The following is a 17,764-nucleotide window of genomic DNA, read 5'->3' as shown; positions in this document are numbered from 1 at the left end:
AGCTGACTTTTATTATCATTTCTATTGATTTAACTTGGCCTTTTCTCAAATCCAGGAATCAACTCACTGTCATGCAAGGCATTAAACGTAAGATAGTCTTTATCTCATCCTATGAGATCATTGGTATGATAATGTCATCTTTGGGAATGGCATTTTTGTCAGGAAATTCAACCGATACCACTGCTCCCCTTGCTTTGTCCATCACGACCATTGCAGTAACATGGAATTTTATTTTCAATTCATTATTTGAGTATTGGGAAGCTCGCCAAGTATCACGGGTCCGAACATTTCGCCGACGTCTTGCCCATGCTATTTTATTTCAGCTCACATTAGTTGTATTTTTAATTCCTTTAATATCTTGGTGGTTATCCATTACACTATTGGAAGCATTTATATTGGATGTCATTTTCATTATTTATATTCCTATTTATACTTTTATGTTTAATTGGGCTTTCGATAAAATTTTTGGCCTTCCCGCATCAGCGTTACCACAAGAACAACAAAACAATTCTTAATCAGTTATCCATTCAGGCCTGATTTAATTGGGTCTGAATGAGTTATATCCGCAAGGTTTTTAATTCCTGCGCCTTATGTAAAAACAATAATTCATAATTAAAATAAATAGTTATAAATAAAAAATGAAATTTAACCTTGACTAATCAGGTTTAACTTTTTCTACTAGTGAGGAATTAACGATAACAAAGAAGAAGGTAATGATGATTATTTTTGTGACAGGAGCAACCTCCGGTTTTGGTGAAGCAATTGCCAGAAAATTTATCAAACATGGCTCCATAGTCATTGCTACAGGGCGTCGTAAAGATAGATTAGAGACTTTGAAACAAGAATTAGGAGAAAATTTCCACCCTATTCAACTTGATGTAAGAGATCGTGTTGCCATTGATCAAGTCGTTCAGCAATTACCCGAGTTATTGCGCAGCATAGATGTCCTCGTGAATAATGCAGGGCTGGCGTTGGGGTTAGAGCCTGCCCATCAAGCGAATCAGGATGATTGGGAAACTATGATCGACACCAATACTAAGGGGTTAGTCAACATGACCCGCGCCCTGCTGCCTGATATGGTACAGGCCAATCATGGGCACATTATTAATATTGGTTCTACAGCAGCAAGCTGGCCATATGCTGGTGGTAATGTATACGGAGCCACCAAAGCGTTTGTTAAGCAATTCAGTTTGGGGCTGCGAGCTGACTTGCAAGGGAAAAAAATTCGGGTTACTGACATTGAACCCGGGCTTGTTGGCGGAACAGAATTTTCTCAAATTCGTTTTAAGGGTGATGATGAAAAAGTGGCCAAGACTTATGACGGAACTGACTCCCTGACTGCTGATGATGTGGCTGAAGCCGTTTTCTGGGTTGCAAACCTTCCGTCTCATGTCAATATTAATATATTAGAGATGATGCCTGTGTGTCAGTCATTCGCAGGCTTAAGTGTACATAGAAACCAATAATCGCAATCTCAAGCATGTATTAATGTAATGCCAGATGCCATTGAAGACGCTGACCAGCACAACATTGCTTGGATGGCATCTGTAAATAACCTAATCTTCTTGTTAGATAATCTGGTTTTGTAAATGACACAAATAAAGAGGTTCAAACATGAGCATTCATAATTCCTTCATCGCCAAAAATCTTTCTGTTATCGCCCTGTTATTTTCGTTTTTTTGGCAAGCCCCTGCATTTTCAGCCCCCTGTACATCAGATAGTACATGTATAACCATCAATGGAGCGGAAGGTGGCGCAATGAATAAAGAAAATGCTCGCCAAAGCAAGGAAGAATGGGATGAGCAAAGAAAATTACGCCACAAGGTCAATGACCGCAGAGAGAAAGAGTTTGATAAGTATGAAACGGAAGTTGATAATCGTGACGATTGTTTAAAAAGCGCCAATATCAATGCTTATTGGGAACCCAATACAAAACGTTGCCTGGATATCAACACAGGCCAGCCAATCAAACCCTGATAGATATTAGACATGAACATAAGGAGATCATAGTGAAGAAGATCCTATTGATTGGGTCCTTATTTTTTGCACTTTCTCCCTTTGCGGTTCAGGCCACACAAAAAGTGACATGTGAAAGCCTGAAACAGGAAATAGCGCAAAAAATTATCAAAAATGGTGTTTCAGAAGGCGATTTTAAACTCGAGATTATCCCTGATGAACAAAATGTGAAAGACAATGTTGTGACAGGCAACGAGAAAGTTGTTGGTCATTGTGACTTAGGGAAGAAAAAGATTGTTTACACTCGTTTTTCTAAATCTAAATCCCTCTCTTCTAATGCGCCTTCTGATAGCACAGAACTTCACGAATAAATCTAAAAAAAGGGAGCACGATATGCTCCCTTTTTTTTACTTACTTTCATTAAATACAACTATCGCAGAATCACTTAGGTAACAAGATAAATCTCGTTCCTCAGGCCTTAAGAGATAAGGGATTTCGCCAAATTGTGGTGCAGGAATATGGCGACGTAGACGCTCGAGTGTCTTTGCATAATGTGCCAATCCTGGATTAATGCGATTGGCAATCCAACCAACCAAAGGGACGCCGTCATTAATGATAGATTGTGCTGTCAGAATTGCATGATTTACGCAACCTGCCTGAATTCCGACAACCAAAATAACAGGGATTTTTTCCCGCACAACCCAATCAGAGTAAAACGTTTCATCCTCAAGTAACATACGCCAACCACCGTTACCTTCAACAATCACAATATCTGATTTTCTCTCTAGATTTTTCAGCCCATTTGTCATTTGAACAAAGTCAGCCTGATTTTCTTCCTCGTAATTGCTGTTCCAAATAACAGGGTTAATTTCTTCATAAGTCACTTGAACCGGCGAAGATTTATGTATGATGACAGCGTCTCGGTTACGTATCCCCTCTGGTGTTTCTTGTTTTTCTGTTGCAATGGGTTTATAGCCTACTGCATTTATTCCTTCTTGATTAAGAAGTTGCAGTAATGCACGGGTAGCAACTGTTTTACCAATGTTGGTATCCGTGCCTGTAACAAATAAGCGCGTTAACATAATTCATTTTTCCGTAATGACAGAATAGATAGACAAGCTACGCTTTCCAGCGAGCAGGTCTAAAGTGTAGGAGATGTCTTTGAGATAGGGATTGCGTTAGCTCAATGTTTTACTTGATGAAAGCATTTTATCCTTGCATAAGTTCAATAAGTAATTCGCCGCCATACAAGGATTGTTTAATTAGTGCTGCGGTGGGAAGTGTGCCTGCATTCTCAAATTGAGTTGCGACAATATCAACTTGCCGACTATATCCCGGAAGTGAGCCTTGAACTATTTGCCTTTGAATGGCCGGATAAAGGATATGCTGTACGCCGTTCAGCGGCGAGCCAATCAATATTTTTTCAGGGTTAAATAGATGGAGAAAGAAAAAATCATTAATTTTTTCAACAATACAGCCCAGAAAAGTTTGCTGGTGGAGCACCGTAATTGGCAGTTTATCTTCCACAACAAGATGACCACTTAAGTCACGAAGCCCAATGACCATATTTCCTTTATTGAGACGAATACATAAAAACTGCCACCCCTCACTAGAAACTTTTAACCCGATGGCAGGACGGCCACGAAAACCGAGATCAGGAAATTCGGTTTCTTTCACCAGATGCGACTCAATAAGTTCACGTGTGATTTTGGTAATGCTGGCAGGAGCTAATTGGGTTCTTTTGGAAAGTGCAATGCGAGAGATAGGACCATGCTGATCAATGAGTCGATAAACCAAGCCAATATTTGTTTGTTTAATTTGGTCAATATGACTTGGCTGAACATCAACACTGACCTCGCCTCCCGCTATTTAATTCAACCCACTAAAAAAATTAACGGTGATTATGTAACTGTTAAAATTAGAATATATTCATTTAACGTAGAAATGTGATCCTTCACACGAACTTCCTTTGTTTGACAGCATTCATTTACAGCATTGGCGAAATATTGGAGAGCAGAAGGTCGGTTAATCGATCCGCCGCCCGGCTGTTATGCTGGCTTTTGTGTTTAACCAACCATACTTCCGAATAAATTGAGTTATTGGCCAAAGGCAAATATTGAATACCAGCAAGTTTCATTCGTATGAATGATTCAGTGACGATACTGATTCCTAACCCAGCAGCAACCAATCCGAGTATTGTCATGGCTTCCCCCGCTTCTTGCGAAATTGTGGGAGTGACTCCGGCATTGGCCAGCAAGGAAATGATCTCATCATAGAGAGCCGTTCCTACATCACGTTCGAAAAATACCAGTGGATAACCAGATAACATCGCTAAATTTACGCCTTCATCTGCATACTTCAATAAAGGGTGCCCGTCATATACCGCCAAAACAAAACGTTCTTTAAAAAGTAATTGATACTCCAAATTATCGGGTAATAACGTATTACGCATGATCCCGACATCAATTCGCCCTGTCTGCAACGGTGATATTTGTTGTTTTGTATTCATCTGATGCATATGGATGGCAACATCAGGGTAACGTTCCCTGAACTGACGTAAGCTCAGCGCCACTTTAGGCATAAAGGGAGCCGTGGTCGTAAAGCCAATAGATATTTCCCCCAATTCTCCCTGTTGCATCCGGGCAGCTTTAACTGCCGCAGCCTCAACTTGAGCAATAACCTGATATGCCTCTTGCAGAAACATTTGGCCAGCTGCCGTTAAGCTCACATTTCTATTGTTACGGACCAATAACTTGGCATTTATATTCAATTCAAGTGATTGAATTTGTTGACTCAGTGGCGGCTGAGATATATTCAGACGCTCTGCTGCCCGCCCGAAATGAAGTTCTTCTGCTACAGCAATGAAATAACGTAAGTGTCTGAGTTCAATATTAATGGTCATAATTCGTCACTTTATTGATACTTTAAAAGTATCATTTTGAATGATTAATATATTAGACAATATATTTGCGAGTTTCTATTCTTGAGCCGAAACATTTTTTTACATGAGTTAAGGAAGTAATGTGAGTATTATCCAAAGCGTCGGTGAAAAATCTGCAGTCTCTGACCTTGAAATAGATGAAGACAGAATTAACCAGAAACATCAGAGCAAACCCCGCCTGATCCAACGTGAAGACACAATGTATTTACGTATCACCCTATCATTTTTTGCTGCGGGATTAGCAACGTTTGCGTTGCTTTACTTTGTTCAGCCCGTACTGCCAATTTTGTCAGAAGAATTTCATATCTCCCCCGCCAATAGTAGTTTGATTTTATCGCTTTCCACCGGAATGCTATCACTCGGATTATTGATAACAGGACCCCTGTCTGATGCAATTGGCCGAAAAAATATCATGGTGGTGTCATTGATTTCTGCTGCCATTTTTACTCTGTTGAGCGCTACGATCACAAGCTGGCATGGCATCCTGCTCATTCGTGCTCTGTTGGGGTTATCATTAAGTGGTGTTGTTGCCGTTGCCATGAGTTATCTCAGCGAAGAAATCGATCCTAAATATGTAGCCTTATCTATCGGGCTTTATATCAGCGGTAATTCAGTCGGTGGAATGGGCGGGCGTTTGGTTACTGGTATCGTAACAGACCATTTTTCATGGAGATTTGCTACTGTTTTACTGGGTTCTTTTTCTTTAATTTCAGCCATTATATTTTGGCGAATTTTACCAGAATCCAAAAATTTCAAGCCCTCTTCATTAAAGTTTAAATCGTTGTTATTAAACTTTAAATTACACTTTAGAGATCAAGGGCTGCCCCTTCTTTTTACAGAAGCTTTTTTATTAATGGGAAGCTTTGTTACCATATTCAATTACATTGGCTATCGGTTATTAGAAACACCTTACAATTTTAGTCAAACCATCATCGGATTTTTATCTGTCATTTTTTTAACAGGAACGTATAGCGCAACAAAAGCCGGCTCTTTAACCAGCCAATATGGACGAGGAAAAGTATTATTGTTTGCATTGGGCCTTATGCTAATAGGTTGTGCCATGACTGTATTTTCCCATGTTTGGGTCATTATGCTGGGAGTGTCAATCTTGACAACAGGGTTCTTTGCCGCTCATGCTGTTGCCAGCGGCTGGATAGGACAGAGAACTAAACGAGCAAAAGCACAAGCTTCATCAATCTATTTATTCTGTTACTATTCAGGTTCAAGTGTTGTCGGAACATTAGGTGGTATCTGTTGGTCCCATTTTAAATGGGATGGGGTCGCTGTATTTATTTTTCTTTTAATTACACTGGCTACTTACTTAGGTTTTAAACTCAACAAATTAGCTCAATAACTATTCTCCATTGCCGATGCTAATGAATGGTGTTGGCAATGTTTTAATCATCAATCAGGAAGATGATTTAATGATTTATCTTTTCGTTTCAATAGCAAGATTGCGAAGGTAATTTTAAAACTCGCTGTAAACATCCATCTATGATTTCAATACTTCCTTCTTTTTTCAGGGAAAATAATATACGCTGGATACAACTGCGCGAAAGTGTACATCGTTGTTCTACATATTTTATCGCTGAGATATTTTCACGGAACTCATCAGGGAAAGTCATAAGTCGAGATAACAAATTGCACACTATTTCTTTGGAACTATGGCGAAAAATACTAATATCCCTCGCATAAAAAAAAGCTGATTTATAAGAAACTATTCTCATCCATTCCCGATGCAAATCATGTTTCCTTATCGCATTCAAAGCGTTACCTCTTGAAATCTGATAAATTTTGCAATCCGGCCCCAGTTCAATAGAATAATAAATCTCCGAACCGGAATAAAAAGATAATCCAGTAATGTAAGGAGAAAATGATGTGGCAACAATCAAATTATCATTTATCCTGTGAACATTGATATAACCCTGATTTAATAAAAAAATTTTAGCAAATTCATTTTCTACATTAATAAATGTTCCTTGTGTCGGAAAATCAGATGTGATGGACTCTGAATATGGCAATAGTGCATCAACAACCTTTTTAAAAGAATTCACAGGTTTAACTAATTTTTTCATATTGGGAAATCCTGCTGCATTATTCTCCTGACATATAAGTCATATAAGCAGAGAGAATAAATTTAAATTTCTCTTATGTATCACTATGTAAATAGCTTATGAACAGAATAGCGTTATATTAACTAAAAATTCCCTTGCGGTTTACATTTTTATCACAAAAATTAAACAATTCGCAATGACTGTTTCTAATCAATATGCTTTATTGAATGTTTGTTTGATTTATATGTTTAATGTCGTGAAATGATGCAACCAGGCCTCTTCTAATCTCATCACGCCAACCGTAAAAAATGATCATAACCATGGAATGGCGGTCTTCCCTCAACTCAATTCAGTTGAGTCAATATCCGGCAACGATAATCCTCATAATGCAGTTTCTATTTCTTTCAGTACGAATACACAAAGGACATGTGCCAGTAAGTCATTCAACATTCCTGCGCCACCGTCTATTTTTCGTGCAACACTCAAATAATAATTAGTAAAATTAATTAATTTTCCATGTAATACGATCGCCTACATGATTATAACCCTTGATATCAGTGAGTATTGTACTGTACATTGAATATGAAATTTAATTTTTTATAAGAAACTATGAACAATAAAAAGACACCACCTACACCGCATGATTCGACGTTCAAAAGATTCATGGCACAGATCGAGAATGCCCGTGACTTTTTTGACATTCATCTGCCGGAAAAAATTAAAAAAATTTGCGATTTCAATACATTAACCCTGACAAACTCGTCATTCATTGACCACCAGCTGCGTTCAAGGATATCCGATGTGCTCTATTCGGTGAAAACGCAACAAGGGGACGGGTATATTTATGTTTTGGTTGAACACCAGTCGACGCCGGATAAAATGATGGCATGGCGAATGATGCATTACGCGTTTATGGCAATGAATCAGCATTTGCAACAAGGTAATAAGGCACTTCCGCTGGTTGTGCCCGTGCTGTTTTACCACGGTGACAGCAGCCCTTACCCTTTTCAGCAACGCTGGACACAGTGCTTTTCATTACCGGGCCTGGCGGAAGATATTTATTTCCATCCTTTTCCCCTCGTCGATGTGACCGTGATTGATGATAATGAGTTGGTCAATCATCGCAAAATCGCCGTGATGGAACTGGCGATGAAACATAAGAACTTGCGTGAAGGCTTCAAGGCGGTGACTGCATTATTGGCACAAGCCCTTAAGGACAATTATAATAGCGACAACGATGTTGTTACTATTCTCAACTACCTGTTTGTGACAATGGACTCCCCCCATTTTGAACAGGTGCTCCAGAAACTGATTGAACAGGTAGACAGCCACCAGGAGGCAATCATGAATATTGCACAACGACTACGGGAACAAGGCATACAGCAGGGTATTCAACAAGGTATCCAGGAAGGTATTCAAGAGGGTATTCAAAAAGGTATTAAGGAAGGTGAAAAACAGGCTTCAATTAATATTGCCCGTGCTCTTTTAAAAAACGGTGCCAGTATTGAGCTAGTCATGAAAAGCACCGGTTTGAGCCGTGAAGAACTCCTCTCCTTGCAGTAACCTTCCCATTTTTGTACTCTTACCCGCCTTAATCTAAGGCGGGTAAATAACCCCCATGATGTCAGAATTTTCCTTTTCCTCTTGTTCCATTGAGATTCCCCATTGGACAACTTTTTCCTGTATTCTTATCCCTGACAATTGCATTGCCATTACTCCTGACATGCTGACTCTCATTTCCCTTTTACTCCTCCTCCCATTTTTATTGACATTTTTTTGTTCTGGATGCAGATGCGTTTTAGGTTTAAACTTAAAATTATGTTGTAACTAACAAGGTTTATTGAGGCTTGAAATGAATAAATATCTTTCAATAGAATCACTTACAGCTTGTTTTAAAAAACAGGAAGAAAAATTATCGGAATTAATTGAGTTGTTGAAGAGTTATTCGTTGATTGATGCCAAAGTATTTGAATTACCTAAAATAGAAAAAGGTGAAGAGCACGAACAGATCACTGAAATTACTGTTAACCCTATACAAGGAGTTGAGGCACTTAATTTGGGATTACGATTTTATCAAAAACTGTTTATACACCATAACAACCCTAACATCAGTAGCAAAGCAGCAAGTCGCCTGCCCGGTGCAATATGTTTTTCCGTTAGCCACCAGCAATATAAAGATGCTATGAGGCTAATTGATGAAGTAAACCAATTAAAAAATGAGCTGGAGACGATTGTTACCAAAGAATCCGGTGTCAGCAAAGAGCAAAGATTTGAATTTGTTCATGATCATTTAAGGGGGTTAATCACCTTAAATGCTTATCGTACGATCACTCCCCTTCTCAACCCTGATTCCATTAATTTTGGTTGGGCCAATAAGAACATCATAAACAAAGTTACTAAACAACAAATTTTAGAACGTCTGGAAAAAAGCCACAGCGCCGGGCGAGCAGTTCCTCCTTACTCAAGTGATCAATGGGCTGCGTTGGTTGCTTTGGAAATAACAGATATAAAAAAATTGCCTGATGATGTCGTGTTGAAAATTAAACGCCCCGTCAAAGTTCAGCCCATTACTCGTGTGTGGTATTCCGAAATACAGAAGCAAGTACAATATGCCTGCCCGCTTCCTGTTATTGTTTTCTACACAGAAGATATCTATACCGAATTCAATGACGCAAAACCCAAAATTGGTATGCTACTAAACTACAATGTCAATGCCATTAAACATCGATATAAACCTAAAGCTAAGCCTCTGGAATTGATTATCCCCCGTTTACATCTCTACAAAGAAATTTAAATAAGCTTTTTAAATAAAGAAGCCGGAGAATATTTACTCCGGCTCTTATTCAATCATGCATATAATCAATAGATTATATGTTTATTTCATGCTGCCAACCATGTCTTCTGGGCGTACCCACTCGTTAAATTCAGCTTCGGTCAGATACCCCAATTGCAGCGCTGATTGTTTCAGGGTTAACCCTTCTTTATGCGCTTTTTTAGCAATTTCTGCTGCTTTATCGTAGCCAATATGCGTGTTCAATGCAGTCACCAGCATCAATGATTCATTCAGCAATTGAGTAATACGGTCATGGTTAGGTTCAATACCAACAGCGCAGTGCTCATTGAAGCTACGCATGCCATCCGCCAGCAGACGAACAGACTGCAGGAAGTTATCGATAACCATAGGACGGAAGACGTTCAGCTCGAAGTTACCAGATGCGCCACCAATGTTAATAGCCACATCGTTACCCATAACCTGAGCACACAACATGGTCAGTGCTTCACATTGAGTCGGGTTGACTTTACCTGGCATAATTGAGCTGCCTGGCTCATTTTCTGGAATGGAGATTTCACCGATGCCACAACGAGGGCCAGATGCCAACCAACGAACGTCATTTGCAATTTTCATCAGTGACGCAGACAAACCTTTCAATGCACCGTGTGAATGAACCAGCGCATCACAAGTTGCCAATGCTTCAAATTTATTTGGTGATGTTACAAAAGGCTGACCGGATAATTCTGCGATTTTCTTCGCAACACGGACTGCATATTCAGGATGAGTATTCAGGCCTGTACCTACCGCTGTCCCCCCCAGAGCCAATTCACATACATGAGGGATACTATCTTCAATGTGTTTCAGGTTATGCGTCAACATAGCCGCCCAACCAGAAATTTCCTGCCCTAATGTCAAAGGTGTTGCATCTTGTAAATGGGTACGACCAATTTTTACAATGCCTTTAAATGCTTCCGCTTTATCTGCCAACGTTTTTTGCAATACTTTTAACTCTGGCAACAGATGTTCACGCAATGCAGTCACAGCTGCAACATGCATAGCCGTTGGGAAAACATCATTAGAACTTTGACTTTTGTTAACATCATCATTAGGGTGAATCAAACGATCTCCACCTCTTTGACCACCAAGGATCTCACTACCACGGTTCGCCAACACTTCATTCATGTTCATGTTGCTTTGAGTACCCGAACCGGTCTGCCAGATAGCAAGAGGGAATTCTGTTGGGTGTTTGTTTTCCAACACCTCTTTCGCTGCTGCGATAATTGCATCACCACGTTCTTTAGGCAAAAGGCCCAGATCCATGTTAACGCTGGCTGCTGCTTGTTTAGTCAATGCAAGAGCATGAATTAACGCAACAGGCATTTTTTCCTGAGAAATGCGGAAATGCTCCAGTGAACGCTGAGTTTGCGCTCCCCATAATTGGTCAGCAGGTACTTCAATTGGTCCCATTGAGTCTTTTTCAATGCGAGTGGCTGCCATTACTATCTCCTTAGCACACAGAATAATTGAATACGCCGGAACAGATTTTGCAGATAAATCAATCGGCATTCGATTATAATGCCATAAATTTATTATCGATAATGCGACCTAATCGTGTTTATTGTATTGTTGCCATATAAATAAATCAGTTTTTTACAACAGGATTTCTCGCCATGCTGAAAATGACCAATAACATTCAACATTATGATTGGGGAAGTAAAACCGCGCTAACGGATATTTATGGCATCCAAAACCCCGATAATCAGCCGATGGCAGAACTCTGGATGGGCGCACACCCAAAATGCAGTTCATTGATTGCAGATCCCCATACCGGTGAATCAATGACTTTAAATGAACTGATAGCCAAAGCACCTGAGCAATACCTTGGAAAAAAAGTGGCTCATCAGTTTCAACGCTTACCTTTCTTATTTAAGGTTTTGTGCGCAGCCCAACCCCTTTCGATTCAGGTACACCCGGATAAGGCATCTGCGGAAATAGGATTTACCAAAGAAAATGAGGCCGGAATTCCCCTGGATTCCTCACAACGCAACTATAAAGATAATAACCATAAACCAGAGCTGGTTTATGCATTGACACCATTCAGGGCAATGAACTCCTTCCGCCCGTTAACGGAGATTGCACAGTTACTGAGTTATGTTGCTGATGCCCACCCGGATATTTCTGTGTTCCTCCGGCAACCTGACGAAAAACATTTATCATTTCTTTTTGCCGGTTTGTTGAATATGCAAGGGAAGCAAAAGCGTTCCGCAATTGCAACCCTAAAATCTGAGCTTAACCGTCGTCAGGGAGAACCCTGGGATACCATCAGGAAAATGGCTGTATTCTATCCCGATGATAATGGTTTGTTCTCACCACTTTTACTCAATATTGTTGAGCTGGAACCCGGGCAAGCCATGTTTCTGTATGCACGTACTCCTCATGCTTATCTCGAAGGTGTTGCACTGGAAGTGATGGCAAACTCGGACAATGTCCTACGTGCCGGTTTAACCAGTAAGCACATTGATGTACCGGAGTTAATGGCTAATTTAGATTTCATACCAAAAGCTGCCGATACTTTGTTGACTACACCAAAACGGGAAAAAAGCGCCTTAAATTATCCTGTTCCCGTCAATGACTTTACTTTTTCTGTTTATACTCTTCTGGAGCAATCTGTTACATTTGAAAATGATTCTGCATCAATTTTATTTTGCTTTGATGGTCAGGCTGTCATTAATTCTGATGAGCAGCAACTGGTCTTACACTCAGGTGAATCAATTTTCTTATCCGCTACGGAAAGAAACATAACCGTTTATGGCAACGGAAAAATAGCCAAAGTATCTAATTAAGCATTGATAAGACTATCATTATACTCATTGGTTGTTGGTCACATTTTTAGTGAAAACTAATTAAAAATATTTTAGTTAGTCTGTACACTTAACAACCATTATTTGCATGAAGACAGAACGCATACTTCTATCATAGATGCGTAAAAAAGGATGAGATTTCCACATGAAAAAATCGTTAGTCGCAGTAAGTGTTATTGTTGCTCTGGGTGCTGCATGGACAGGCGCATCATGGTATACAGGTAAAAAAATTGAAAATCACCTCGATAGTCAGCTCGCCAAGGTCAATGCCATCATTGCAGCGCAATACCCCAAAGACGGCAATGATCTGATTGAGTTACAGAAAAAAGATTTTAAACGAGGTATTTTTAGTTCCAATGTTACCTTTGTTCTAAACAGCAAAGGTTCTCAAGATGAACAAAAAGGTATCATTTTCAAATCAGATATCAGCCACGGGCCATTTCCGGTAGCCAACGTTGTAAAATTCAAGTTAGCACCTAAGCTTGCAGTAATACACACAGAGCTAGAAAAAAATGAGACTCTGAAGCAACTGTTCGAAATTACCAAAGACAAATCTCTGTTCACTGTAGATACAACCATCGGTTATAGTAAAGCGCTATCTTTCGGTATCGATCTCGCACCCGTTGAACATAAAGAAAATAATACAACCTTCGGGTTCCCTGGTGCAAAAATTCATATAGATGCGAATAACAAGCTAGATGAATTTTCATTAAGCATAAAGGGAGGTGGAATGGCAATAAACCTTCCAGAGTCAAAATCCATTAATTCCCTTTCACTGAAAGATATCGACCTTTCAGCTACAGTCCATATGGGTAAAGATAATAGACTCAGTAAATTTTCATCAACGATGAAAGGAGGTGAAATAGCATTTAATCTTCCAAGAGAACAGACTATTTCAATTAAAAATATAGGTTCGTCATCTGACATAAAGAGAAATCAATTCGGCAGTTACCTTGGTAATACCGCTTACAGTATAGGCGAAATAAACCTGAAAGGATTCTCCAGCGACGTTAAGGACATGTCTATAGAAGGAATAAAATCATCTACCATTATCAGCGAAGATAAAAATAAAAATATAAACAATCAATCGTCTTATGGCATTGATACTGTTAAAGTTAACGATGTCGACTTAGGTTCAATCAATGTTGGGGCAGCTTTAAACCATCTGGATGGGCAAGCACACGGGCAGTTAGAGCAAAAGTTATATGATTTTCTCCTCCAAGCATTTAAAAATGATAAGAATGATATCGATTTACTTGATGAATCAATCAAATTAAATGCCGACATATTAGCACTTTTACCCTCATTGCTGAAACACAACCCACAATTAAACATGCCTGTCAGCTACAAAAATAGTAAAGGGGAAGGAACTGTAAACTTTAACTTTACATTAAATGACTTACCAAAAGACCCTAATGATTTTAATGGCATACTTGGAAATACTGAAAAAGTCATCCGTGCCCTCAGCAAAGATATGTCTTTGGATGTGAAATTATCCGAATCTATGCTGGTTGAGTTATTCTCCTTAACCAGCACAATATCCGGTAAAACAGATAAAAAAGACGCCGAAGAAAATTCAAAAAAACTAGTGAATATGCTGTTATCCGGGTTTTTATCAGAAAATATTTTAACTAAAGACGGAGACACCATTGCCCTCAATTTTCATTATGACAATGACAAAGTGAAATTTAACGGCAAAGAATACAGTCTGCATCAATTCCTGCTTGATTATGGCTTTACAGGATCCTATGATGATGAACAAGATCAGTACAATGAGACTGAACTTCCTATAGCAGAATAAACGGAAGTATATGCCAACAATTAGAAACTAAGGTTTCATTCAAACATCAATAGTGCTTTCATTTTCTTGCCAGTCAATACGTTGACTGGCTTTTTTGTATATTAGGTTGATAAGAAGGATAACAACATGATTGATATGCAGCTTCCCCTGACTGATTTACATCGCCACCTTGATGGAAATATTCGCCCAGAAACCATTTTAGCCCTTGGCCGCCAACATAACATCCTACTCCCCGCTTACGAATTGGAAGCATTGCGTTCTCATGTCCAGATTGTTGAAAATGAGCCTGACCTTATCAGTTTTCTCCAAAAACTGGACTGGGGTGTCGCTGTTTTGGCTGATTTGGATGCCTGCCGCAGAGTCGCTGTTGAAAACGTTGAGGACGCCGTTAATGCGGGCCTTGATTACGCTGAATTGCGTTTTTCTCCTTACTACATGGCCATGAAACATCAGTTGCCGGTTGAAGGTGTCGTTGAAGCCGTCATTGATGGCATTCATTCAGCAAGCCAGAAACATGATATTCAAATTCGCTTGATTGGTATTCTGAGCAGAACCTTTGGCGAAAAAGCCTGTTCTCAGGAACTGGCCGGTCTTTTGGCTCATAAGCAACACATTACTGCATTAGATCTGGCTGGTGATGAATTAGGGTTTCCGGGGCATCTCTTTGAACAACATTTTATCCAGGCACGAGATGCAGGTTGGAACATTAGCGTACATGCCGGTGAAGCCGCAGGTGCGGAAAGTATCTGGCATGCTATCCGTGAGTTAGGCGCAACCCGCATTGGTCACGGCGTTAAAGCCATTACCGATCCTGTGTTGATGGATTACTTAGCAAAACACGGTATTGGTATTGAATCGTGCCTGACTTCAAATCTACAGACCAGCACTGTCAATTCACTACAAGCTCACCCACTGAAGCAATTCCTTGAGCATAGCATCTTGGCATCCATTAATACTGATGATCCCGCGGTGGAAGGTATCGAAATTCATCATGAATATCATATTGCTGCACCTGCGGCAGGCTTGTCTCCTGAACAAATCAGACAAGCACAAATTAACGGATTATCAACAGCATTTCTCAGTAACGCAGAAAAACAGGCACTGAAAGATAAAGTCGCAAGCCGCTAACGAATTCATTCTGAACTGACTTATTTCAATCCATTAAAAAGGCAGGAATTAACCTGCCTTTTTAACATCAATAACTTATTGATATTTCTGACTTATTAATCCGACTTATTGCGAGATTTCAGACTCCGTGCATAACGTTGAGCAAGCACAGCACACACCATCAATTGGATCTGATGAAAAATCATCAGCGGCAACAACATGATCCCCACCATCGGGGCTGGAAATAGCACGTTGGCCATAGGTACTCCGTTCGCAAGGCTTTTCTTTGAACCACAAAAGACAATGGTAATTTCATCTTCTTTGCTGAATTTAAACAAACGGGCGTTACATACATTAATTGCCAACACAATAGCCAATAAAAGGCAGCATACAATACCAATCATAACCAGTGAGTAAACATCAATTTTATGCCAGATCCCTTCCACAACAGCTTCACTGAATGCAACGTAAACCACCAGCAGAATAGAGGAACGATCAGTCATGTTAACCAGTTTCTTGTGTTTCTCCACCCAACCTGCAATCAAAGGTCGTGATAAGTGACCAATAACAAAAGGTACCATCAATTGCAAAATAATATCTTTTATTGCTTTCCAGATATCGGTATTTGCTTCGCCTTCAATACTTTCAATACCTTGAATCAGAAAACTGACCAATAGCGGGGAAAGAAAGACTCCCAATAAACTTGAAGCAGAAGCACTGCATATTGCAGCAGCAACATTCCCACCAGCAACAGAAGTAAAGGCAATGGCCGACTGAACTGTGGCAGGTAAAGCACAAAGATAAAGAAACCCCATATAGACCGTAGGAGACATCCATTCAGGCACAATAAAATGCAATCCCATACCCAATACCGGAAATAAAACAAAGGTACTGATGAATATCACCAAATGCAGCCGCCAGTGCCCTATTCCCGCCAGAATAGCATTACGGGACAATTTCGCCCCATGCATAAAAAACAAAAGTGCAATAGCCGCTGTTGTCAAATACTGAAACCATTTTTTCGCCTCACCTTCGCAAGGAAAAAAAGACGCAACAACGACAACTGAAATCAATATTACTAAAAAAGAGTCAACCTTTAATTTCTGTAACACGTTCATCCGCTGCATTCCTTTATCTTCTTTATCTTGCCTGCCCAGATTCGTTAATCAATCAAGATGGTACGTTGTTCTCTTGCCGATTTTTCACCTGATTCAATAAGCTTCATGATCAAAATAGCTTCACTCGCAGTCACAGGGTTTGGTTTTCCAAATAATATGGCATCACGAATAGCAGCATAATAAGCACCATATTTACCGGGTAACGTTGGGATCACTTGTGTAATCAGCCCATCATTTTGTGACAACGTCACATATCCGTCACGGGCATCATATCCCCATTCCTCTTGCGGTGGCCTCTCACCCATTTTCAATCGCTCTTCCTGTGGGTCTAAACCATATTTAACATAACTGCCTGCCATACCATGGAGGGTATAAATAGGTGATTCTGCTGCCGCAAGCATTGATGCGTGCAGTACAACTTTCAAATTGGGATAGCTGAGTTGTGCATGAAAATAATCCGCAGTCTCAGCATTTGGGCGGATCATATCTAAATCTGCCGTAATGGCCTGTGGTTTTCCGAACAATTGAACAGCCTGATCCAACAGATGTGGGGCTAAATCATACCAAATACCGCTGCCTACACCCGCCGATTCCCGCCAGCGTTGCCTGACATCAGGACGGTAACGATCAAAATGGGATTCATAATACTTCAACGCACCCAATGTATTTTCTTTGATGAGGGATTGCACTGTCAGAAAACCAGAATCCCAACGACGGTTATGAAATACAGACAACAACAAACCAGCATCTTCGGCTTGTTTTTTTAGGGATTCCGCTTGTTCTACCGTAATGGTAAAAGGTTTATCAACGACGACATGTTTGCCCGCAGACAACGCTTTCTGTGCCAATGGATAATGAGTATCATTAGGCGTTGGGATCACAATCAGGTCAATATTAGGATCATTGAATAATGCTTCCGGTGAAGAAACAACCGATACCTCCGGCCAATCTTTTTTGACTTTCTCGGCATTACTGCTGGAAATTGCAACCAATTCAACATTGGGAGTCCCGACAATCAAAGGAGCATGGAATGTTTTACTTGCATAGCCATAACCCACTAAACCCACTCTTAAAAAATCACTCATAACAGCCTCTGGAAAATGATCGTAATATCCTTCAGTAATCACAATGACATAAGAAAATATCATCGCCT

18 protein-coding genes are annotated in these 17,764 nt (G+C 40.0%); 10 read left to right on the top strand and 8 right to left on the bottom strand.

What is annotated here, in order from left to right; translation table 11 throughout:
* The first annotated feature begins 71 nt into the window (after window positions 1-71).
* The 4 genes from Xsze_RS16195 (at window position 72) to Xsze_RS16180 (ending at window position 2,327) form a co-directional block, all read left to right on the top strand.
* A complete protein-coding gene (locus tag Xsze_RS16195; RefSeq protein WP_038233553.1) occupies window positions 72-515 on the top strand; it encodes a PACE efflux transporter in 444 nt (147 codons plus the stop codon).
* A gap of 201 nt (window positions 516-716) precedes the next feature.
* The gene (gene ydfG / locus Xsze_RS16190; protein WP_038234080.1) at window positions 717-1,466 is read left to right on the top strand and encodes a bifunctional NADP-dependent 3-hydroxy acid dehydrogenase/3-hydroxypropionate dehydrogenase YdfG; all 750 of its coding nucleotides are present in this window, start codon (window positions 717-719) and stop codon (window positions 1,464-1,466) included.
* 148 nt (window positions 1,467-1,614) lie between these two features.
* Window positions 1,615-1,977, top strand: coding sequence for a DUF1283 family protein (locus Xsze_RS16185; RefSeq protein WP_038233557.1), 363 nt, complete (start codon window positions 1,615-1,617; stop codon window positions 1,975-1,977).
* 32 nt (window positions 1,978-2,009) lie between these two features.
* On the top strand, window positions 2,010-2,327 hold the full coding sequence (locus Xsze_RS16180; protein WP_038233560.1) for a DUF1161 domain-containing protein: 318 nt from the start codon (window positions 2,010-2,012) through the stop codon (window positions 2,325-2,327).
* A gap of 36 nt (window positions 2,328-2,363) precedes the next feature.
* Here Xsze_RS16180 and bioD read toward each other — a convergent pair whose 3' ends face one another.
* From bioD to Xsze_RS16165, 3 genes are all read right to left on the bottom strand, one after another.
* The gene (gene bioD / locus Xsze_RS16175) at window positions 2,364-3,038 is read right to left on the bottom strand and encodes a dethiobiotin synthase (protein WP_038233562.1); all 675 of its coding nucleotides are present in this window, start codon (window positions 3,036-3,038) and stop codon (window positions 2,364-2,366) included.
* A 127-nt stretch (window positions 3,039-3,165) separates the two neighbouring features.
* On the bottom strand, window positions 3,166-3,753 hold the full coding sequence (locus Xsze_RS16170; RefSeq protein ID WP_051462242.1) for a helix-turn-helix domain-containing protein: 588 nt from the start codon (window positions 3,751-3,753) through the stop codon (window positions 3,166-3,168).
* 190 nt (window positions 3,754-3,943) lie between these two features.
* Window positions 3,944-4,852, bottom strand: coding sequence for a LysR family transcriptional regulator (locus Xsze_RS16165; protein ID WP_038234082.1), 909 nt, complete (start codon window positions 4,850-4,852; stop codon window positions 3,944-3,946).
* Window positions 4,853-5,030: 178 nt separating this feature from the next.
* Between Xsze_RS16165 and Xsze_RS16160 the strand changes: the two genes are divergently transcribed.
* Window positions 5,031-6,251, top strand: coding sequence for an MFS transporter (locus Xsze_RS16160; protein WP_408673374.1), 1,221 nt, complete (start codon window positions 5,031-5,033; stop codon window positions 6,249-6,251).
* Between the two features lie 88 nt (window positions 6,252-6,339).
* On the opposite strand, the gene Xsze_RS16155 is transcribed toward Xsze_RS16160, so the two are convergent.
* A complete protein-coding gene (locus Xsze_RS16155) occupies window positions 6,340-6,972 on the bottom strand; it encodes a helix-turn-helix domain-containing protein (protein WP_038233570.1) in 633 nt (210 codons plus the stop codon).
* 588 nt (window positions 6,973-7,560) lie between these two features.
* Here Xsze_RS16155 and Xsze_RS16150 point away from each other — a divergent pair.
* Window positions 7,561-8,514 (top strand): Rpn family recombination-promoting nuclease/putative transposase, encoded by a 954-nt coding sequence (locus Xsze_RS16150; RefSeq protein ID WP_038233573.1) that lies wholly within the window; start codon window positions 7,561-7,563, stop codon window positions 8,512-8,514.
* 33 nt (window positions 8,515-8,547) lie between these two features.
* Here Xsze_RS16150 and Xsze_RS23130 read toward each other — a convergent pair whose 3' ends face one another.
* Window positions 8,548-8,676: a hypothetical protein gene (locus tag Xsze_RS23130; RefSeq protein ID WP_280176092.1), complete on the bottom strand. Its 129-nt coding sequence runs from the start codon at window positions 8,674-8,676 to the stop codon at window positions 8,548-8,550.
* A 127-nt stretch (window positions 8,677-8,803) separates the two neighbouring features.
* Here Xsze_RS23130 and tus point away from each other — a divergent pair, with 127 nt between their 5' ends.
* On the top strand, window positions 8,804-9,745 hold the full coding sequence (gene tus / locus Xsze_RS16145; RefSeq protein WP_038233575.1) for a DNA replication terminus site-binding protein: 942 nt from the start codon (window positions 8,804-8,806) through the stop codon (window positions 9,743-9,745).
* Between the two features lie 81 nt (window positions 9,746-9,826).
* Here the strand turns inward: tus and fumC are convergent, their stop codons facing one another.
* A complete protein-coding gene (gene fumC / locus Xsze_RS16140) occupies window positions 9,827-11,221 on the bottom strand; it encodes a class II fumarate hydratase (RefSeq protein WP_038233578.1) in 1,395 nt (464 codons plus the stop codon).
* A 173-nt stretch (window positions 11,222-11,394) separates the two neighbouring features.
* On the opposite strand from fumC, the gene manA reads away from it, so the two are divergent.
* From manA to add, 3 genes are all read left to right on the top strand, one after another.
* Window positions 11,395-12,567 (top strand): mannose-6-phosphate isomerase, encoded by a 1,173-nt coding sequence (gene manA, locus Xsze_RS16135; RefSeq protein WP_038233580.1) that lies wholly within the window; start codon window positions 11,395-11,397, stop codon window positions 12,565-12,567.
* A 163-nt stretch (window positions 12,568-12,730) separates the two neighbouring features.
* Complete coding sequence (locus Xsze_RS16130; protein ID WP_038233583.1) at window positions 12,731-14,386, top strand: YdgA family protein; 1,656 nt, start codon at window positions 12,731-12,733, stop codon at window positions 14,384-14,386.
* Window positions 14,387-14,512: 126 nt separating this feature from the next.
* A complete protein-coding gene (gene add / locus Xsze_RS16125) occupies window positions 14,513-15,514 on the top strand; it encodes an adenosine deaminase (RefSeq protein ID WP_038233585.1) in 1,002 nt (333 codons plus the stop codon).
* A 95-nt stretch (window positions 15,515-15,609) separates the two neighbouring features.
* Here the strand turns inward: add and Xsze_RS16120 are convergent, their stop codons facing one another.
* Window positions 15,610-16,611 carry a bile acid:sodium symporter family protein gene (locus tag Xsze_RS16120; protein WP_038233588.1) on the bottom strand — a complete coding sequence of 334 codons (1,002 nt, stop codon included), beginning with the start codon at window positions 16,609-16,611 and terminating at the stop codon, window positions 15,610-15,612.
* 44 nt (window positions 16,612-16,655) lie between these two features.
* Window positions 16,656-17,696: an oxidoreductase gene (locus Xsze_RS16115; RefSeq protein ID WP_038234084.1), complete on the bottom strand. Its 1,041-nt coding sequence runs from the start codon at window positions 17,694-17,696 to the stop codon at window positions 16,656-16,658.
* Window positions 17,697-17,764 lie beyond the last annotated feature (68 nt).

The organism is Xenorhabdus szentirmaii DSM 16338 (assembly GCF_002632585.1).
GTDB classification, from domain to species: domain Bacteria; phylum Pseudomonadota; class Gammaproteobacteria; order Enterobacterales; family Enterobacteriaceae; genus Xenorhabdus; species Xenorhabdus szentirmaii.
The sequence above is the reverse complement of the archived record's forward strand: the minus strand, read 5'-3'. Positions and strand labels throughout refer to the sequence as shown.